18 protein-coding genes are annotated in these 19,263 nt (G+C 71.1%); 9 read left to right on the top strand and 9 right to left on the bottom strand.

The window, feature by feature from the left end; all coding sequences use genetic code 11:
- Nucleotides 1-238: aminotransferase class III-fold pyridoxal phosphate-dependent enzyme (locus tag ACODT0_RS35775; RefSeq protein ID WP_489043420.1), on the bottom strand; the 238-nt coding region annotated here is incomplete at its 3' end.
- 111 nt (nt 239-349) lie between these two features.
- Here ACODT0_RS35775 and otnK point away from each other — a divergent pair.
- The gene (gene otnK, locus ACODT0_RS35770) at nt 350-1,630 is read left to right on the top strand and encodes a 3-oxo-tetronate kinase (RefSeq protein ID WP_489043419.1); all 1,281 of its coding nucleotides are present in this window, start codon (nt 350-352) and stop codon (nt 1,628-1,630) included.
- A 55-nt stretch (nt 1,631-1,685) separates the two neighbouring features.
- On the top strand, nt 1,686-2,366 hold the full coding sequence (locus ACODT0_RS35765; RefSeq protein WP_489043418.1) for a class II aldolase/adducin family protein: 681 nt from the start codon (nt 1,686-1,688) through the stop codon (nt 2,364-2,366).
- A gap of 1 nt (nt 2,367) precedes the next feature.
- Here ACODT0_RS35765 and ACODT0_RS35760 read toward each other — a convergent pair whose 3' ends face one another.
- Together ACODT0_RS35760 and ACODT0_RS35755 are read right to left on the bottom strand one after the other, a co-directional pair.
- Entirely contained in the window at nt 2,368-3,915 is a 1,548-nt protein-coding gene (locus ACODT0_RS35760) for a linalool dehydratase/isomerase domain-containing protein (RefSeq protein ID WP_489043417.1), read from the bottom strand.
- On the bottom strand, nt 3,912-4,496 hold the full coding sequence (locus ACODT0_RS35755) for an SCO family protein (RefSeq protein WP_082321935.1): 585 nt from the start codon (nt 4,494-4,496) through the stop codon (nt 3,912-3,914). Before ACODT0_RS35755 ends, ACODT0_RS35760 begins: the two co-directional genes overlap by 4 nt.
- A gap of 108 nt (nt 4,497-4,604) precedes the next feature.
- On the opposite strand from ACODT0_RS35755, the gene ACODT0_RS35750 reads away from it, so the two are divergent.
- From ACODT0_RS35750 to ACODT0_RS35735, 4 genes are all read left to right on the top strand, one after another.
- Entirely contained in the window at nt 4,605-5,285 is a 681-nt protein-coding gene (locus ACODT0_RS35750) for a TetR/AcrR family transcriptional regulator (RefSeq protein WP_261216946.1), read from the top strand.
- Between the two features lie 79 nt (nt 5,286-5,364).
- On the top strand, nt 5,365-7,536 hold the full coding sequence (locus ACODT0_RS35745) for a sensor histidine kinase (RefSeq protein WP_489043416.1): 2,172 nt from the start codon (nt 5,365-5,367) through the stop codon (nt 7,534-7,536).
- Nucleotides 7,533-8,147 carry a response regulator transcription factor gene (locus tag ACODT0_RS35740; protein WP_422095995.1) on the top strand — a complete coding sequence of 205 codons (615 nt, stop codon included), beginning with the start codon at nt 7,533-7,535 and terminating at the stop codon, nt 8,145-8,147. The genes ACODT0_RS35745 and ACODT0_RS35740 overlap by 4 nt, the downstream gene beginning before the upstream one ends.
- A gap of 167 nt (nt 8,148-8,314) precedes the next feature.
- Nucleotides 8,315-9,652, top strand: a complete 1,338-nt coding sequence (locus ACODT0_RS35735; protein WP_057591388.1) for an MFS family transporter — start codon at nt 8,315-8,317, stop codon at nt 9,650-9,652.
- A 71-nt stretch (nt 9,653-9,723) separates the two neighbouring features.
- Here ACODT0_RS35735 and ACODT0_RS35730 read toward each other — a convergent pair whose 3' ends face one another.
- Nucleotides 9,724-10,356, bottom strand: coding sequence for a TetR/AcrR family transcriptional regulator (locus tag ACODT0_RS35730; protein WP_489043415.1), 633 nt, complete (start codon nt 10,354-10,356; stop codon nt 9,724-9,726).
- A gap of 83 nt (nt 10,357-10,439) precedes the next feature.
- Between ACODT0_RS35730 and ACODT0_RS35725 the strand changes: the two genes are divergently transcribed.
- The 3 genes from ACODT0_RS35725 to ACODT0_RS35715 all read left to right on the top strand — a co-directional run bounded on the left by ACODT0_RS35725 (nt 10,440) and on the right by ACODT0_RS35715 (nt 12,967).
- Nucleotides 10,440-11,105: an O-methyltransferase gene (locus ACODT0_RS35725; protein WP_489043414.1), complete on the top strand. Its 666-nt coding sequence runs from the start codon at nt 10,440-10,442 to the stop codon at nt 11,103-11,105.
- Nucleotides 11,106-11,238: 133 nt separating this feature from the next.
- Nucleotides 11,239-12,435: an MFS transporter gene (locus ACODT0_RS35720; RefSeq protein WP_489043413.1), complete on the top strand. Its 1,197-nt coding sequence runs from the start codon at nt 11,239-11,241 to the stop codon at nt 12,433-12,435.
- A 130-nt stretch (nt 12,436-12,565) separates the two neighbouring features.
- Nucleotides 12,566-12,967, top strand: coding sequence for an HU family DNA-binding protein (locus tag ACODT0_RS35715; RefSeq protein ID WP_489043412.1), 402 nt, complete (start codon nt 12,566-12,568; stop codon nt 12,965-12,967).
- Nucleotides 12,968-13,045: 78 nt separating this feature from the next.
- Here the strand turns inward: ACODT0_RS35715 and ACODT0_RS35710 are convergent, their stop codons facing one another.
- The 5 genes from ACODT0_RS35710 to ACODT0_RS35690 form a co-directional block, all read right to left on the bottom strand.
- A complete protein-coding gene (locus ACODT0_RS35710; RefSeq protein WP_489043411.1) occupies nt 13,046-13,978 on the bottom strand; it encodes a LysR family transcriptional regulator in 933 nt (310 codons plus the stop codon).
- A gap of 60 nt (nt 13,979-14,038) precedes the next feature.
- Complete coding sequence (locus ACODT0_RS35705) at nt 14,039-15,010, bottom strand: Bug family tripartite tricarboxylate transporter substrate binding protein (RefSeq protein ID WP_057591392.1); 972 nt, start codon at nt 15,008-15,010, stop codon at nt 14,039-14,041.
- An 86-nt stretch (nt 15,011-15,096) separates the two neighbouring features.
- Nucleotides 15,097-16,578, bottom strand: coding sequence for an FAD-dependent oxidoreductase (locus ACODT0_RS35700; RefSeq protein ID WP_057591393.1), 1,482 nt, complete (start codon nt 16,576-16,578; stop codon nt 15,097-15,099).
- A gap of 41 nt (nt 16,579-16,619) precedes the next feature.
- A complete protein-coding gene (locus ACODT0_RS35695) occupies nt 16,620-18,098 on the bottom strand; it encodes an aldehyde dehydrogenase (RefSeq protein ID WP_489043410.1) in 1,479 nt (492 codons plus the stop codon).
- Between the two features lie 132 nt (nt 18,099-18,230).
- On the bottom strand, nt 18,231-19,178 hold the full coding sequence (locus ACODT0_RS35690; RefSeq protein ID WP_261216966.1) for a LysR family transcriptional regulator: 948 nt from the start codon (nt 19,176-19,178) through the stop codon (nt 18,231-18,233).
- Between the last annotated feature and the right edge of the window lie 85 nt (nt 19,179-19,263).

The following is a 19,263-nucleotide window of genomic DNA, read 5'->3' as shown; positions in this document are numbered from 1 at the left end:
CCGGATGGTGATGGCCCAGCAGGTTCGGGCCCCAGCTGCACATGAAGTCGATGTACTCGTTGCCGTCGACGTCCCAGACGCGGCAGCCCTGGCCGCGCTCGAAGAACTGCGGGTAACCCGCGGGCAGCGAGGCCGCATTCAGGTGCCCCGTCATGCCACCAGGCACGACCTTGGCGGCGCGCTGCCGGAGCTGGAGATCGTGCTGGTTCGGCCTGTTCTGCGAGGCGGCGGACGACATTCGGGAACCCTTCATTGCGTTAGTTTTGAGGCATGATATATCATATTTACTGTAGCGCAATAGCTCACAAACCCGGCATCCGCCCTCGCACGAGAACGATCGGAGACACCCATGGCATTACTGTTCGGCGCCCTCGCCGATGACCTGACCGGCGGCATGGAACTGGCCGCGATGCTGGTGGCGCACGGCGTGCGCTGCGGCTTCGTGACGCGGCCCGAAGCCCTGGCCGAACTCGGCGACGAACTCGACGCGGTGGTGATCGCGCGCAAGACGCGCGTGGTGCCGGCGGCCGACGCGGTCGCGGCCTTCGAGGCTGGCGCGCGCGCGCTGCTGGAGCGCGGCGCGCGCCAGCTCTTCTTCAAGTACTGCGCCACCTTCGACTCCACCGACGACGGCAACATCGGCCCCTGCGCCGACCTGCTGCGCGAACTCACGGGCGCGAAGCTCACCGCCTTCTGCCCCTCGTTCCCCGAGGCCGGCCGCCGCGTGTTCCAGGGCCACCTGTTCGCCGACCAGATGCTGATCTCGGAGTCGCCCAAGCGCTTCGATCCGCTGACGCCGATGCTCGACCCCAACCTCGTGCGCACGCTGCAGCGGCAGACCGCGACGAAGGTCGGCCTGATCCCGCAGCAGGTGGTGCATGCGGGCCTCGAGGCGATGCGCGCGCACGTGGCCACGCTCGAGGCCGAGGGCACCGGCTTCGCGATCGCCGACGCGGCCGAGCCCGAGGACCTGCGCGCCCTCGCCGGCCTGACCTGGGACTGGCCGCTGATGACCGGCAACTCCTCGATCGGTGCCTACTACCCCGCGCTGTGGCGCGAGCATGGCTGGCTCGCACCAGGCGACCGCGCGCCGCGCCTGCCGGCGGTCGAGGGCCCGGGCGTGGTGCTGGCCGGCAGCTGCGCCGACCGCTCGATCGAACAGCTGCGTGCCTTCGAACGCGAACGGCCGGTGCACTGGATCGACGTCGAACGTGCGATCGACGGCGCCGACGTGATCGGCGAAGCGCTGGACTGGGCGCTCGCGGCGCTGCCGCAGGGCCCGGTCGCGATCGCGACCTCGGCGCATGCGCCGGTGATCGAGCGCGTGCAGGCACGCATCGGCCGGCACGAGGCGGCGGCGCTTGCCGAGGACATCCTCGGCCGGCTCGCGGTGCGGCTGCGCGACGCGGGCGTCAAGCGCTTCGTGATCTCTGGCGGCGAGACCTCGGGCTCGGTGCTCGCGCACCTCGCCATCGACCGGCTGCAGGTCGGCCCCTATGCCGGCCCCGGCATCGCGCGCGCGGTGACCCTCGGCGTCGCGCCGCTCGCGCTGTGCCTCAAGTCGGGCAAGCTGGGGCCGGTCGACATGCTGCTGCCCATGCTGCAGAGCATGCGCGACGCGGCCCGCTGAAGAACCGAACGTCCCACCTTCGCTTCACCGCGCCGACGCGCGCAAGGAACCGCCCATGACCACGTCCCCGTCTCCCCTCCCCCTGTCCGAAGACGCCCTGCGCCAGGCCCTGGCCGCCGGCTATCGCCGGCTCGCGCAGCTCGGCCTCAACAGCGGCAGCGCGGGCAACATCAGCTGCCGCTTCGACGGCGGCGCGCTGATCAGCCCCACGGGTGCCGATGCCGACACCATCGACCCGCAGGCGCTGGTGTCGATCACGCTCGACGGCGAGACCCGCGGCGCGGGCATCCCCTCGAGCGAATGGGCGATGCACACCGCGATCTACCGCCGCTACCCGCAGGCCGAGGCCGTGGTCCACACGCATTCGGATGCCTGCGTGGCGCTGTCGGCGCAGCGCCGGCCGATCCCGGCCTTCCACTACATGCTCGCGGGCTTCGGCGGCGACGACATTCCCTGCGCGCAGTACGCCACCTTCGGCACCGATGCGCTCGCGCAATCGGCGGTCGACGCGCTCGAGAACCGCAATGCCTGCCTGCTCGCGAACCACGGGATGATCTGTTACGCGGCCACGGTCGAGAAGGCGGTGGCGAACGCCGCCAAGCTCGAGACCCTGGCGCGCCAGTACTGGATGAGCGCGCAGCTCGGCGCGCCCGTGATCCTCGACGCGCGGGAGATGGAGACGGTGCGCCAGCGCTACCGCGGCTACGGCAAGTCGCGGCTGCCCACGCGCGGCTGAGTCAGTCGGCGCCGAACGCCAGCACGAAGGCCGCGGCCGCGCCCTCGGGGCAGCGCAGCGCGAAGCCCTCGGGCGTCGCGCGCAGCGCCAGGGCCGCGCCGCCTTCGATGCGGTCCGCCTCGCCGCGCGCGACCTCGGCGCCATCGCACCACAGGGTCCAGGCACCGCGCGATGCCAGCCGCCCGATCTCGACCTCGACGCCGCCGCGCGCGCCCTCGCAGCGGCGCAGCGCGAAGCGCAGCACGCGCGCTTCGGTGTCGAACACCGCCTGCAGCACGTCGACCGCGTCGTCCACGCGCACCAGCGCGGGCTGGCGATGGTGGTGCTCGGGCCAGGGCTGGTTGTAGAGGCGCCAGAGCCCGTCGGGCACGTTGAGGCTCGCATAGCCCAGCAGCACGTTGCCGGTCATCGGCTCGACCAGCGTGCGATGGCCCTGCGCGTCCTCGGGCTGGTCGTTGCGCGGGAAGTGGAAGCCGCCATCGCGCCAGGCCGGCGCCATGTGGCGATCGGCATGGCGCATGAAGCCCGCGAGCGTCTCGGCGTCGCCCATCTCCGAGGCCCAGGCCGCGGCGAAGCCGAAGTCGGAGTCGTCGTTGACCACCTGCTGGCCCATCACCGGCGGCCGCTCGGCCGAGCGCACCGAGCAGGCGCCGTCCTCGCCGCGCAGCAGCCAGCCCGCGAGCTGCGCCGGATAGTGCGCATGCACGAAGTCGCGGTTCCACATGTTCATGAGCATGCCGCACCAGGCATCGACCCAGGGCGAGGGGCCTGCGTTGTCGCGCAGCGCCTGCGTGTCCTGCGCCATCATCGTGAGGTAGTGGCCGTTGGCGCCGAGCCGGCCGAAGCGTTCCCAGGCCTGCTGGTAGGCCGTCGTGACCTCGACCGCCATCGCGCCGCCATGCACCAGGTCGTGCATGCGAAAGCCCAGGATCGCGGGCTGGTTGCAGATCTGGAACACGCAGTTGGGCTCGCAGGCCACGCCGAGGTAGCCGCTCTCGACCATCTGCCAGTAGACGTGCTGGTTGAGGCTGCGCTGGTCGTATTCGAAGCGGCGCTCCTTGCCGCCCCAGAAGAAGGACCAGTAGCTGAAGGTCAGCGCGCCGGGCTGCGCATAGCGGTCGTCGTCGAACAGGTAGTGATGCAGCAGCGCCATCGACTGCACGTAGGCGCTGTACATGATGTTGTCGCGCCCGACCGGGTTCCAGTCCTCCTCGTAGTCGTGCGAGCGGTGCATGTTGAACACGCTGCCGCCGCGGCTCACGCGCGCCCAGTACATCCAGACCTCGGGCAGCAGCATCTTGGCGATCAGCCGCTCGAACACCGGCCGGAAGGCGCCGGGCGCCGCGGGCAGCCGGTGGCGGTGCGCGAGCGCGATCGCATAGGCCATGTAGGCGAGCTGGAAGCGGTAGCCGCCGAAGTCGTCCTGGCCGGTGCCGCGGCCCTGCATGCCCGACCAGTCGTTGACCGGCTGGCGCGAGAGGTTGGCGAAATGGCGCAGGTGGCCGGCCTGCCGGTCGCTCAGCGGCGTCGAGGCTTCGGGGCTGTTCATGGCGTGTCTCCCTGCATCAGTTCCTTCATGCGTGCCGCCACCGCTGGCGCATCGAGCGATTCGGCGAAGTGCGCGAGGTAGCGGCCGCCCGGCGCCATGAAGTAGGCCAGCGCGGTGTGCGGCACCACGTAGCCGCCGGGCGCCGCCGCGTCGGGCACGCGGCGCGCGAACACGCGAAAGCTCTTCTTCGCGGCCTCGACCTGCGCCTCGCTGCCCGTGAGGCCGACGAAGCCGCCCGGATGGCGCGCCACGCAGGCGCGCAGCACCTCGGGCGTGTCGCGCGCGGGATCGACGCTCACGTAGAGCGGCTGCACGCGCGCGGCCAGCGGGCCCAGCGCCCGCAGCGCCGCGCCGAGCTTGGCGAGCTCGCGCGGGCAGACCACCGCGCAGTGCGAGAAGCCGAAGAACACCAGCAGGTGGCGATCGCCATAGCTGCGCTGGTCGACCGGCGTGCCGAAGTGGTCGACCAGCGAGAAGGCGCCATCGATCGGCGCGGGCATCGGAGCCGGCGCGGCGGCAGCGGCGCCGCCGCAACAGCAGGGCGCGGGCGCGGCATCGGCGAAGGTGGAGAGGAAGGACATGGGCGCATTCTTATTTGAACGCGTTCATTTATAGTCCGGGTTTTCCCGCAGCGCCACCTATACTTCGGCCGTCCATCGCCCCCACTCCCCTCGCCGGCCCCACGCTCCATGCCCTTGCGCGACCCGAAGCACGACCTGCGCCGCCGCGCGCGCAGCCAGGAAGACAAGGCGCTGGTGCGCGAGGACTTCATCGCCGCGGGCCGGCGGCTGCTCGCGGCCGAGGGCGCGGCCGGCGTGTCGCTGCGGCGCGTGGCGGCCGAGGCCGGCTATGCGCCGGGCAGCATCTACCAGTACTTCCACGACCAGCAGGACCTGTTCTTCCACATCCGCGGCCGCGACATGGACAGCGCCACCGAGCACCTGCGCCGGGCCATCGCGCGCACGCGCGATCCCGCGCGGCGCGTGCACAAGCTGTTCATGGCCACCGCCGACCACTGGCTCGCGCACATGGAGGAGTTCCTCGAGATCTTCCCGGCGCCCAGCCTGCGCGAGCCGCCGCCGCTGGACAGCGAGGGCCGGCCCTTCGGCCGCTCGCGCGCGGTGGTCGACAGCCTGCAGCTCTACTACGACACGGTCGATGCCTTCTTCGCCACGCTGCCGCGCCCGCCGCTGTCCTCGCGGCTCGCGGCCGACACGCTGCTGGCCTCGGTGTTCGGCACCATCGCCTTTCCGTGCATGACGCGCACCATGGCCTGGTCGGACACGCGCGCGATGGTGTCGCAGCTGGTCGAGGCGATGCTCGCGCAGTGGGCGGCGAAGGGCGCGGCGGCCGCGACACGCGCGCGCTGAGCGGCAAGCGGCGCCGGCGCGAAGGCCGCGGGGCGATCGGTGCAGAATCGCCTGCGCCGCGCCGGCCGTTCCCGCTTCCATGCCGCCCTCCCCGCCCTCTTCCGCCCCCCAGCCGCCGCCGCGCCGCCGCCGGCGCGCGCTGCTGCTCGGCGCCGGCCTGCTCGCGCTCGCGGCGCTGCTGATCGGCGCCGCCGGCCAATGGGCCGCCGCGCGCGAGGCCAGCTTCCAGGCCGACTCGATCCGCCGCGCGATGGAAGTGCACGTGCTGGGCCTGCGCGACTCGGCCGGCAAGTACAGCTACCTGCCGTTCACCGCGGCGCTGCATCCCGAGGTGCTGGCCGCGCTCGCGCACCCCGGCGACGCGGCCGTGAAGCAGCGCGCCAACCTCTACATCGAGGAGGTGAACCGGCAGGCCGGCTCCGACGCGCTCTACCTGATCGACCCGCAGGGCCTCACGCTCGCGGCCAGCAACTGGGCCACGCCGCAGAGCTTCGTCGGCGAGTCCTATGCCAACCGGCCCTACTTCATCGATGCGCGCGCGGGCCGCAGCGGGCTGTTCTACGGCGTGGGCCAGACCACCGGCGAACCGGGCCTGTTCATCTCGGCGCCGGTGCGCTCGGACGCGGGCGCGGTGATCGGCGTGGTGACGGTCAAGGTCAGCCTGCGCGCGCTGCAGGAGGCCTGGACCTTCGTGCGCGACCCGATCCTGCTGACCGACGCGCGCGGCATCGTGTTCCTGAGCTCGGTGCCCGCGTGGATGTATCAGGCCACGCGCCCGCTCGACGCGGTACAGCTCGAGCGGCTGCGGCGCGACCAGCAGTACGGCGCGCGCGCCAGCTTCCCCGCGCTGCCCTGGAAGACCCAGCGCGGCGACGGCGAGCCCGGCTACCTGGTGCGTACCGCGCTCGGCGGCAAGCCGCGCAGCTTCCTCGCGATCGACGAGCCGCTGCCCGATCTGGGCTGGACCCTCACGGTGATGGTCGACCATGCCGAAGTCACGCGCGCGCGCGAGCGCACCTGGATGCTGGGCCTGCTGGGCGCCGGCGTGCTGCTGCTCGGCGGCCTCTACTGGCGGCTGCGCGAGCGCCGCTTCGCCGAGCAGCGCGATGCGCGGCGCGAGCTCGAGCTGCGCGTGCGCGAGCGCACCCACGAGCTCGACGAGGCCCATGCCTTCCGCAAGGCGATGGAAGATTCGCTGCTGGTCGGCATGCGCGCGCGCGATCTCGAGGGCCGCATCACCTACGTCAACCCGGCCTTCTGCGAAATGACCGGCTACGGCGCCGACGAGCTGCTCGGCAAGCTGCCGCCCTACCCCTACTGGCATCCCGACGACGTGCCGCGCCACTGGCACCACTACGACGCCATGATGAGCGGCCAGCCCGCGCTGTCGGGCTTCGAGTCGCGGCTGCGCCATCGCGACGGCCGCGAGGTCATCACCATGGTCTACACCGCGCCGCTGATCGATGCCGACGGCGGCCACGCGGGCTGGATGAGCTCGGTGGTCGACATCACCGAGCAGAAGCGCGCCGAGCTGCGCCAGCGCCAGAACGACGAACAGCTGCAGCATGCGCAGCGGCTCGCGAGCCTGGGCGAGATGGCCTCCACGCTGGCGCACGAGCTCAACCAGCCGCTGATGGCGCTGAGCAGCTTCGCGGGCGCGGCCAAGGCCTTCGCCGAGCAGGGCAACCAGGCGTTGCTGGCCAGCAGCCTCGACGAGACCATGGCGCAGGCGCGGCGCAGCGCCGAGATCGTGCGGCGCATCCGCGGCTTCGTGCGCCAGCGCACCGCGGGCACCGAAGACTGCGCGGTGGCGGCGCTGGCCGCCAATGCGCTGGCGCTGCTGCAGGGCGAGATGCGCCAGCGCCAGTCGCGCGCCGAGGTGCGCATCCCGGCCACGCTGCCGCCGGTGCGCGGCGACCGCGTGCTGCTCGAGCAGGTGCTGCTGAACCTGCTGTCCAACAGCCTGCAGGCGATGCAGGCCATGCCGGTCGAACGGCGCGTGGTCGAGCTCGAGGCCGAGGTGGTCGAGGGCCGCATGGAGATCCGCGTGCTCGACCGCGGCACGGGCATCGACGACGCGCTCGCCGAGCAGGTGTTCGCGCCCTTCTTCACCACCAAGCCCGGCGGCCTCGGGCTCGGCCTCAACATCTGCCGCACCATCGTCGAGGCGCACCGCGGCCGACTGGTGTTCGACCACCGTCCGGGCGGTGGCACGGTATTCACCCTCGTGCTGGAGATCCCCTCCCCATGAACGCATCCGCCAACAACCTCTGCGTGGTCGACGACGACGAGGCCGTGCGCCGCTCGCTCGGCCTGCTGCTGCTCTCGCGCGGCTACGCGGTGCAGACCTTCGCCTCGGGCGAGGACTTCCTGGCCGGCGCCGACCTGCAGCGCGCGGGCTGCGCCATCCTCGACCTGCGCATGGACGGCATGAGCGGGCTGCAGGTGTTCGACGCGCTGCGCGCGCAGGACAGCCCGCTGGTGGTGCTGTTCCTCTCGGGCCACGGCGACATCCCGATGGCGGTGGAGGCGGTGCAGAACGGCGCCTTCGGCTGGCTCGAGAAGCCCTGCAACGACGAGCAGCTGCTCGACAGCATCGCGCGCGCCCTGCAGCGCGCCGGCGAGATCGCCGCGAAGCGCCAGGCGCGGCAGGCCGCGCAGTCGCTGTGGGACAAGCTCACGCCGCGCGAGATGCAGGTGGCGCGGCTGGTGGCCGAGGGCAAGCCGAACAAGCAGATCGCGCTCGAGCTCGCGCCGCTCGAGCAGCGCACGGTGGAGACCCACCGGGCCCACGTGTTCGCCAAGCTGGGCCTCGCGAACAGCCACCAGCTCGACCGCTTCCTGCGCGAGCACGGGCTGTAGCCAGGGCCGCGCCGCCCCGGAAACGTCACCTAGGGTTAACCCTTGCGTACCGATACGTAGCCGCGCGGCGGTGGGCTACGGACGACGGCGCGCGCGCGCCGCGCCAGACTCCCCGGGCACCGATTCAGGCCGCCTCCAGCGGCCGCGACCCGAGACAAGGACACGCCATGAACACCCTCGCCCGCACCGGCGGCGCCCCCGCCGGCGCCTCGCCGGCCGACACCACGCCCTACACCTTCGAGGAGAAGCGCAAGCGCATCTTCGCCATCTTCGCCGCCTCCTCGGGCAACCTGGTGGAGTGGTTCGACTTCTACGTCTACGCCTTCTGCGCGATCTACTTCGCGCCGGCCTTCTTCCCCAAGTCCGACCCCACGGTGCAGCTGCTGAACACCGCCGGCGTGTTCGCGGCCGGCTTCCTGATGCGCCCGATCGGCGGCTGGCTGTTCGGCCGCATCGCCGACCGCAAGGGCCGCAAGACCTCGATGGTGACCTCGGTCGTGATGATGTGCGTGGGCTCGCTGGTGATCGCCTGCCTGCCGACCTATGCGCAGATCGGCGCCGCCGCGCCCGCGCTGCTGCTGCTCGCGCGGCTGCTGCAGGGCCTGTCGGTCGGCGGCGAGTACGGCACCACCGCCACCTACATGAGCGAAGTGGCGATGCGCGGCCAGCGCGGCTTCTTCTCCTCGTTCCAGTACGTCACGCTGATCGGCGGCCAATTGCTCGCGGTGGTGGTCGTGGTGGTGCTGCAGCAGGTGCTCGACGAGGCCGAGCTCAAGGCCTGGGGCTGGCGCATTCCCTTCGTGCTGGGCGCCGTGGCGGCCATCGTGGCGCTGCTGCTGCGCCGCACGCTGACCGAGACCGCCAGCACCAAGACCCGCGCCGCCAAGGGCGCCGGCACCATGGGCGAGCTGTTCCGCCACCACAAGCGCGCCTTCTTCGTGGTGCTGGGCTACACGGCCGGCGGCTCGCTGATCTTCTACACCTTCACCACCTACATGCAGAAGTACCTGGTGAACTCGGCCGGCATGTCGATCAAGACCGCCAGCAACGTGATGACCGCCTGCCTGTTCATCTACATGTGCATGCAGCCGCTGTTCGGCGCGCTGTCGGACCGCATCGGCCGGCGCAGCAACATGCTGCTGTTCGGCGCGCTCGGCATGCTGATGACGGTGCCGGTGCTCAGCAGCCTGCAGAACGTCGCGAGCCCGCTGATGGCCGGCGTGCTGATCACCGTCGCGCTGGCGGTGGTGAGCTTCTACACCTCGATCAGCGGCATCGTGAAGGCCGAAATGTTCCCGCCCGAGGTGCGCGCGCTCGGCGTGGGCCTGTCGTACGCGGTGGGCAACGCCATCTTCGGCGGCAGCGCCGAGTACGTGGCGCTGGGCCTGAAGTCGATCGGCCACGAGTCCTACTTCTACTGGTACGTGACCGCGATGATGGGCGTGGCCTTCCTGGTCAGCCTGCTGCTGCCGCGCCAGGCCACCTACCTGCATCACGACAAGTAAGACAAGGCGCTCGCGCGTCGAGAAGAGTCCCGCCGCGGGGTCCGCGCCGGGACTTTTTTCTTGAGGCCCGATTACTCCGCGCCGAGGCTGCGCAGGTAGGCGCACAGCATGTCGGCCAGGGCCTCGGAGTAGGCCTTGATCTGCGCCTCGGTGCGCGGCGTTTCCGAGAACTGCTTGCCGACCGCGCCGAAGGTGGTGGTGACCAGGTCGCCCGCCAGCGCGCGCCGCGCCTTCGACAAGCCGGGCAGCGCCTCGCGCAGGAAAGCCTGCATCGCGCGCTCGCCCGCGGCGCGCGCGGTCTGCGCCTCGGGCGCGTCGCGGTAGAACGGCGCCGCGTCGTGCAAGGCGGTGCGCATGCCCGCTTCCTCGCACTCCGAGCGCACGAAGGCATGAACCAGCCGGCGCAGGCGCTCGAGCGGCGGCGTCTGAACGTCCTCGAGGATGCCGCACAAGAGCTCGGTGGTCTGGCGCCATTCGTCGCTCTGCAGCCGGAACAGGATCGAGGCCTTGTTCGGAAAGTACTGGTAGACCGAACCCACGCTCACACCCGCGCGCTCGGCCACGCGCGTGGTGGTGAAGCGGTGCACGCCTTCGCGGGCCAGAACCTGAAGGGCGGCTTCGAGGATCGCCGCGACGAGGTCGTTCGAACGGGCCTGCTGGGGCTGTCTTCTCGAGGAGAGCGGGGCACTGCGGCGGGTGGGCATGGCGTGGCTTTCGGAATGCGAATGGAAAATCTGAAGCTTTCTTCATATTATCGACGCACACCGTCCGACTCTTGAAGAACACCATGAACACACTGACCACCGCACCGCTCGCGCCCCTGCTGGAGCGCCTGTTCGCCGAGGCCGATGCCTCCTCGCCGCGCACCAGCGCCGCCGTTGCCGGCCTGTCGAGCGACGAACTCGCGCGCCTGATGCAAAGCCGCACCGAGTACCTCGATTTCTACGCCCGCCTGAAGGACTTCCCGCTCGCCGTCTCGCGCGAGACCGGCACGCTGCTCTACATGCTCGCGCGCGGCAACGGCGCGCGCAGCATCGTCGAGTTCGGCACCTCGTTCGGCATCTCCACCCTGCACCTCGCCGCGGCCCTGCGCGACAACGGCGGCGGCCGGCTGCTGAGCACCGAGTTCGAAGCCTCGAAAGTGGCACGCGCCCGCGCGAACCTCGCGGCCGGCGGCCTTGCCGACCTGGTCGAGGTGCGCGAAGGCGACGCGCTGCGCACGCTGGCCAGCGACCTGCCCGAGCGCATCGACCTGCTGCTGCTCGACGGCGCCAAGGCGCTCTATCCCGAGGTGCTGGCGCTGGTCGAGGCGCGCCTGCGTCCCGGCGCGCTCGTGATCGCCGACAACGCCGACCACAGCCCCGAGTACCTCGCGCGCGTGCGCTCGAGCGCGGCCGGCTACCTGTCGGTGCCTTTCGCCTCCGACGTCGAGCTCTCGATGCGGCTGGGCTGAACCTTTCTTTTTTCCCGCCAGCCCCGCTGGCCGTAAGCGTCTGACGTCAAGCAACGCACCCCCGCGATCCTCGCGGCCGGGGTGCGTTTTCCTTTTCGCACCGGCCGTCCGAGGAATCACCTGGACCTCCTCAATGACCTCCACTTCCGCCCCGGCGATTCCCGCGCCGTCCCGCTCCGCGCAAAGCCGCCTGCTGCTGCTCGCCGCGGTGCTCTTCATCTCCTACCTCTGCGTCGGCCTCTCGCTGCCCGTGGTGCCGGTCCATGTGACGACGCGGCTGGGCCTCGGCAACTTCTGGGCCGGCCTCGCGGTCGGCATCGCCTTCCTCGCCACCGTGCTCACGCGCGCCCACGCGGGCAGCCTGTCGGACCGCCAGGGTCCCAAGCGCGCCGTGGTGCGCGGGCTGGCCTTCTATGTCGCGGGCGCGCTCGTCGCGTGGCTCGCGGGCCTGTGGATTCCCACGCCGTGGATCGGCTTCGCCCTGCTGGTCGCGGGCCGCCTGCTGCTGGGCCTCGGCGAGAGCCTGGTGGCCGTCGGCGTGATCGGCTGGGGCATCGGCCTCGTCGGCCCCGCGCGCTCGGGCCAGGTGCTCGCGCTCGTCGGTGCCGCCATCTACGGCGCGCTCGCGGTCGGCGGTCCGGTCGGCCTCGCGCTGCTCGAACGCTTCGGCTTCGCGGGTGCGATGGCCGCGAGCGCGCTGCTGCCCTGCATCGGGCTGCTGGCCGTGTGGCGGCTCGAGGGCGTGGCGGTGCAGCCGGGCGCGGGCCGGCCCTCGCTGCGCAGCGTGCTCGGCATCATCTGGCCGCATGGGCTGATCGTGTGCCTGCAGGGCATCGGCTTCGCGGCCATCGGCGCCTTCTTCGTGCTGCACTTCCGCGGCCAGCACTGGTCGCATGCGGGCCTCGGGCTCACGGCCTTCGGCAGCGGCTTCGTGCTGGTGCGTTTGCTGTTCGGGCATCTGCCCGACCGCATCGGCGGGCTGCCGGTGGCGATCGTGTCGCTGGCGGTCGAGGCCTTCGGCCAGGCGCTGATCTGGCAGGCGCCGAGCCCCGTCGCCGCGCTCGCGGGTGCCTTCCTCACCGGCCTCGGCTGCTCGATGATCTTTCCGGCCATGGGCCGAGAAGTGGTGCGGCTGGTGGCATCGCAACTGCGCGGCACCGCGCTCGGCGGCTTCTCGGCCTTCCAGGACCTGGCCTACGGGCTCACCGGCCCCGTGGCCGGGCTGCTCGCGGACCGCGCGGGCTATGGCGGCGTGTTCCTCATCGGCGCGGGCGCGGCGCTCGCCGGCCTCGCGATCGCACTGCGGCTGCGCAGCGTCGCGCGTGCATGAGAAAGCCCCACTCTCCCTTCGCACCGCAGGCCCTCTCTCGCGTTCGAATACACTCCACGCCGCTTGCAGCCTGCATCCGAGGCTGCGCCGTCATAGGCAACATGACGAATCAAACCTATCAGGAACTCAGTTGAACCGCATCGAACTCGTTGAGAAAATCGCCACCACCCACAACGTCAGCAAGGCAGAAGCCGCGCGCATCGTGGAAACGGTCACCAGCTCCATCGTCGCCGCCGTGAAGAAGGGCGACCCCGTCCAGATCGTCGGCTTCGGCACCTTCAAGCAAGTTGCTCGCGCAGCCCGCACCGGTTTCAACCCGAGCGTCGGCACCAAGATCAAGATCGCCGCCCAGAAGGTGCCGAAGTTCGTGCCGGGCGCCGCCTTCAAGGCCGCCGTGGACCCGAAGGCCGCCAAGCGCAAGGCCGATGCCAAGCCCGCCGCCAAGTCGGCTGCGAAGCCCGCTGCCAAGCCGGTCGCAAAGAAGGCTGCTGCCGCCCCCGCCAAGAAGGCCGTGGCCGTGAAGAAGAAGTGATGCACCGCGGCCTCTCGCAGGCCGCATGCACGCGATGAAGACGGCCCCGCGGGGCCGTTTTCTTTTGGGGCGGCCGAATCAGGCGCGCTTCCTCGGCCGCCGCACCGCCTGCGCGCCCGTGCTGAACTCGGCCGCCGCTTCCACCACCCACTCGCTGAACAGCTGCACCGCCTGCGAATCGCGCTTGTGCTCGGGGTACACGAGGCAATAGCGCTTCTCGTGCTTGAGGCTGATGTCGAAGGGCATGGCCAGCGTGCCGCGCGCCACGTCCTCCTGCACGTAGAAGCGCGGCACCAGCCCCACGCCCAGGCCCGCGCGCGCGGCATCGATCACCATCGCATAGAGCTCGAAGCGCATCGCCGGCGGCGGCACCGGCAGCGTCGAGCCCGCGGCCTCGAACCAGCGTTGCCAGGCCTCGGGCCGCACGCGCTTGTGCAGCAGCGGCAGCGCGATCAGGCCGGCAGGCTTCTTCAGCTTCGAGAGGTCGAAGTGGGCGGGGCTCAGCACCGGCACCACCTCCTCCTCGAACAGATGCACCTTCTCGACCGCATCCCACACCGGGTCGTCGAAGTGCAGCGCAGCATCGAGGTTGGTGCCGCGGAACGCGAAGGGCTCGGCGCGCTCCGACAGGTTGACGGTGATGCCCGGGTTCCTGCGCAGGAAGTCGTGCAGCCGCGGCAGCAGCCAGCGGCTCGCGAAGGTCGGGATCACGGCGAGCTCGAGCACGCCGCCCGCGCCCTTGTGCTGCATCAGCGACTTGGTGTGCAGCTCGATCTCGTCGAGGTTGCCGCGGATGTTGCGCGCATAGAGCCGGCCCGCGTCGGTCAGCACCACCTGCTTCTTGCCGCGGCTGAACAGCTTCACGCCGAGGAAGCCCTCGAGCACGGCGATCTGCCGGCTCACCGCGCTCTCGGTCAGGTACATCTCGGCCGCGGCGCGCGCGAAGCTCTCGTGGCGCGCGGCCGACTCGAACAGCGACAAGGCGACGGTGCTGGGGATTTTTCGCTTCATGACGGATCGCGGCCCTTGGATCGAGGCGCCATTCTTGACCAGGACGAGCCGCGGCGGCACCTATTCCTCCACCTGGATGCGCGCGGCGCGCACCACCGTGCCCCAGCGCGCGTTCTCGCTCTTCACGAAGGCGCCGAAGTCGCGCGGCGCGATGTTCGAGGGCGTGTAGCCGATGTCGGTCATGCGCGCGCGTGCCGCCGGATCGCGCACCACCTTCTCGACCTGCGCCTGCAGCGCCTCGACCACGGCGGCGGGCGTGCCGGGCGGCGCGAGGATGCCGAACCAGGTGTCGGCATCGACCGCGTAGCCGAGCTCCTTGAGCGTCGGCACGTCGGGCAGGCCCGCGAAGCGCTCGGGCGAGCCGAGCGCGAACAGCTTGAGCTTGCTGCGGCTCGCGACCGCCAGCGGCGTGGGCACGAAGCCGTACTCGACGTCGCCGGCCATCACGGCCGACATCACGGGCGCGGCGCCCGCATAGGGCACGGGCAGCGCCTTCGTGCCCTCGGCGCGCGAGCGCAGCAGCTCCATGCCCATCTGCGCCATGCTGCCCGGGCCCCAATGCGCATAGGTGACCTCCCTGGCGCGCGCGCGGGCCACGAAGTCGGCCACGTCCTTGGTCTCGCTCGCGGGCCGCGCGGCCATCACGAAGCCCATCTTCGCGACCAGTGCCACGGGCTGGAAGCCGTCGGGGTCGTAGCGCACGGCCTTCTTGTAGATGTGCGGCGAGACCGAGATGAAGTCGGCCGCCGCGAACAGCAGCGTGGTGCCGTTGGCCGGCGCGGCATAGACGTAGTTGGCGCCGAGGATGCCGTTGACTCCGGGCCGGTTCTCGACGATCAGCGGCTGGCCCAGCGTGCTGCCGATCTGCGTGGCGACCAGCCGCGCGAGCACGTCGGTGCCGCCGCCGGGCGCATAGGGCACGACCAGGCGGATCGGCCCGGGCGGTGCCCAGTCGGCGCGGGCCGCGAAGCCGCCGAGGGCCGCGCAGGCGATGGCCAGGGCCGCGAGGCGGCGCGTCGTGATGAAGGGCATGTCTGTCTCCTTGGTTGTATGGACGTGCCGCGCCGCACCGCGCGGGCGGTGATGGCTGGGCAGCTGGAAAGAAAGCGGGGGCCGCGTCAGCGCGGTATCGCGTGGCGCGCGGCATGCGCGCCCGCGATGCGTCCGAACACGGCGCCGCGCAGCACCGAGGTCGCGCCCGTGTAGACCTGGTGGTAGAGGCCCGCGGCCTCGCCGGCCGCATAGAGGCCGGGGATGGTGCGGCCGTCGTTGTCGACCACCTGCGCATCGCGGTTGGTCTTCACGCCGCCGAAGGTGAAGCAGATGCCCGACATCACCGGGTAGGCGCAGAAGGGTCCGCGCGCCAGCGGCAGCGCCCAGTTCGACTTGGGCGGCGCGATACCCGCGGTGGCCACGCCGTCCACCGCGAGCGGCGAGAAGCGCGCGTCGGCATCGCCCGCGCAGGCCGCGTTGAAGGCCGCCACCGTGGCCAGCAGGCCGGCCGGATCGATGCCGCAGGCGCGCGCGAGCGCGTCCAGCGACCCGGCCTCGATCGGCGGCTGGTCGGTGCGGATGCCCTTCTTCCAGTTCGGCACCTCGTGGATGCGCTGGTCGTAGACCATGAAGGCGATGCCGTCGGGCTGGTCCTTGATGGCGCGCGCGATCGGGTCGTAGTGCACGTCGACCGGCCCCGGCGCCTCGTCGACGAAGCGCCGGCCCTCCTTGTTGACCAGCAGGCCGTACGAGAAGCTCATCACCAGCGGCTCGACCTGGGCCGAGCGCGGGTCCATCGGCTCGGCATGGTAGGAGCCGAAGTCGCCGGCCGGCGCGCCGCCGGCATCGAGCGCCATGCGGATGCCCTCGCCGCGGTTGTAGTAGCCGCCGCGCGCCACCGGCCGCAGGTAGCGCGCCTGCGGGCCGATGTAGCGCGTGAGCATCTCGGGGTTGCCCTCGAAGCCGCCCGTGCCCAGCACCACGCCGCGCGCCACGATGCGCCGCACGCTGCCGTCGGGCCCGACCGTGTCGACCGCCAGTTCGCCGCGCGCGTCGGCGCGCCGCAGCTGCTGCGCGGTGCTGCGGTAGCGGATCGCCACGCCCAGGCGCAGCGCTTCGTCGCGCAGCGCCTCGATCAGCGCGAGGCCGCCGCCCACCGGCATCAGCCGCGGCGCGGCCGCGGTCACGAAGTAGGTCGGCAGCGCCGCGAAGCGCACGCCGAAGCCCTGGAGCCACCGCACCGTGGCGCCGGCCTCGCCGGCCAGCGTGGCGACCAGCTCGGGGTCGGGCATGCCGTGCGCCTTGACGTGCGGCGGCCAGTCCTCGTAGGGCGCGGCCGCGTGCTGCACGATCTCGGGGTCGATGTGGTGGCCGGCATTGGCCACCAGCAGTTGCTCGAAATCGTCGCTGACCTCGGTCTCGCTCTTCATGCGGAAGTAGGACTCGGTCCAGCGCGTGTTGCCGCCGAACTCCTCGGGTGTGGCGCGTTCCAGCACCGTCACGGTCGCGCCCGCGGCGGCCGCGGCCACCGCCGCGCTCAGGCCCGAGATGCCGCAGCCGACGACCAGCACGTCGCAGCGGTCGATGGGCAGGGATGCTTCGTTCATGTCTCCACTTTCTTCTCGTGTCGTTGCGTCGCGCGCGGCTGTCAGTACTTGCGGATGAACGGGTCCGGCATGTCGAGCTCGGTCGAGATCCACACGCTCTTGGTCTCGAGGAATTCCTTCACCGCCTCCACGCCGCCCTCGCGGCCCTGGCCGCTGTCCTTGAAGCCGCCGAAGGGCGTGGTGAAGCTGGTCGAGCGGTAGTTGTTGATCCACACCGTGCCGGCCTTGAGCCGCTCCGACATGTGCATCGCGCGGTGCAGGCTGCGCGTCCACACGCCGGCCGCGAGGCCGAAGCGGATGTCGTTGCCGATGCGCACCGCGTCGGCCTCGTCCTTGAACTTGAGCACCGACAGCACCGGCCCGAACACTTCCTCCTGCGCGATGCGCATGCCGTTGTCCACGCCCGTGAAGATGGTCGGCTCGACGAACTGGCCCGCGCCGTAGCCCGGGCCGCTGCGCACCTTGCCGCCGAACGCGCAGTGCGCGCCCTCGGCCCTGGCGATGTCGATGTAGCTCACCACCTTGTCGAACTGCGGCCGCGTGGCCACCGGCCCCACCTGCACGTCGGGCAGCGAAGGGTCGCCGAGCTTGGCCTTGGAGGCGATCGCGACCAGCCGCTCGACGAACTCGTCGTGGATGCTCTCCTGCAGCAGCAGCCGCGAGCCCGCCATGCAGGTCTGGCCACCGGCCGAGAAGATGCCGGTGATCACGCCGTTGGCGGCGCGCGCGAGGTCGGCGTCGTCGAACACGATGTTGGGCGACTTGCCGCCGAGCTCGAGCGTCACGCGCTTGAAGTGCTTCGCCGCCGCCACGCTCACGCGGCGCCCGCCCTCGTCGCCGCCGGTGAAGGCGATGCAGGCCACGCCCGGATGCTCGACCAGCGGCTCGCCCACCTCCTTGCCGAAGCCCGTGACCACGTTGAACACGCCGGGCGGAAAGCCCGCCTCGGCGAACAGCCGCGCGAGCTCGAGCAGCGACACCGAGGTGTGCTCCGAGGGCTTGGCGACGATGGCGTTGCCGGCCGCCAGCGCCGGCGCCACCTTCCAGGCCGTCAGCAGCAGCGAGGAGTTCCACGGCGTGATGGTGCCGACCACGCCGATCGGCTCGAGGCGCGTGTAGTTGAAGACCTTGGGCTTGTCGATCGGGATCACCGCGCCCTGGATCTTGTCGGCCAGGCCGCCGTAGTAATAGAAGTACTTCGCCATGTACGACACCTGGCCGCGCACCTCGCTGCGCAGCTTGCCGTTGTCGCGCGCCTCGGCCTCGGTGAGGGTGTCGAGGTTGGCCTCGATCAGCGCGCCCAGCCGGTGCAGCAGCATGCCGCGCTGCGTGGCCGACATCTGGCCCCACGGGCCCTGCATCGCAGCCTCGGCCGCCTTCACCGCGCGGTCGACGTCCTCGGCATTGCCCTGCGGAATGCGGGCCCAGGGCTCGCCCGAGAACGGGTCGAGCGAATCGAACCACTGGGCCGAGGCGCTCGCCTGCCATTCGTTGCCGATGAAGAGTCTGTACTGCTGCATTGCTTGCGTGCTCCGTGTGTGGGCCGGGTGAACTGGATGAATGGCTTTCAGTTTCCGGCGCGGCACGCGGGGGCACAAGCGATGAGTCCTGGGCCTCTCGTGAGCTTTCGTCATCGATGGCCGCGGCGGCGTTCAGCGCAGCACGCGCGACTTGTCGCAGGCCTCCTCGAAGATCCGGTGGATCAGCTCGCGGAACCAGCGGTGGCCCGCGTCGTGCTCGTTGCGCGGATGCCAGACCGCGTCGATCGACAGGCCCAGCTCGGGCAGCGGCATCGGCACCGCCACGCAGTCCGAACCCGAGAGCACGCTGTCCATCCAGTGCGCGGGCATGGCGGCGATCAGGTCGGTGGATTCGATCACCGGCACCATGCCGAGCCAGGTCGGCACCTGGATCATCACGCGGCGCGCGAGCCCGCGCTCGGCCAGGATCTCGTCGAGGATGCTGCTGCCCACGCCCGAGACCTTGAGGTGGCCCAGCGAGAGGTACCTGTCGAGCGTCATCGGTTCGGAGGCCGCGGGATGGCCCTTGCGCATCAGCACCATCCACTGGTCGTCGAGGATGCGCCGCGAAGCCGACAGCACCGAGCGCCCGCGCGACACCGACAGCCGGATCTCCACGCCCTCGTACTCCACGCGGTCCGAGGGCTGGTACATGTCGAAGGACTGCACCGACAGGCTGACGCCGGGCGCCACCGAGCTCAGGTGGATGCACAGCCGCGGCAGCAGCAGCACGCCGACGTAGTCCGACAGCCGCAGGTGGAAGGTGCGGCGCGCGGTCGCGGGATCGAAGCCGCCGCGCACCTCGATCGCGCTCTCGATCTCGCTGAAGGCCTTGCGGAAGCTCGTGGCCAGCCGCACGGCCTCGGGCGTGGGCGCCATGCCCTGCGGCGTGCGCGTCAGGAGCGGGTCCTTGAACTGCGTGCGCAGGCGGCGCAGCGCATGGCTCACGGCCGAGGCGGTCAGGCCCAGCCGGGTGGCGGCCTTGACCACGCTGCGCTCCTCGAACAGGGCTTCGAAGATGACCAACAGGTTGAGGTCGATGCTGCGCAGGTTCAGGGGCGGACCGCCGGCGGCGTTCATGGGATGAATCCGGTTCACGATGAAGATGACAAAGATGATCTTGCCGCATGCGGGGGCGTCTTAGAACAATAAGCCCGCATCCCCA

This window comes from Variovorax sp. FG153, from assembly GCF_057809595.1.
The sequence above is the reverse complement of the archived record's forward strand: the minus strand, read 5'-3'. Positions and strand labels throughout refer to the sequence as shown.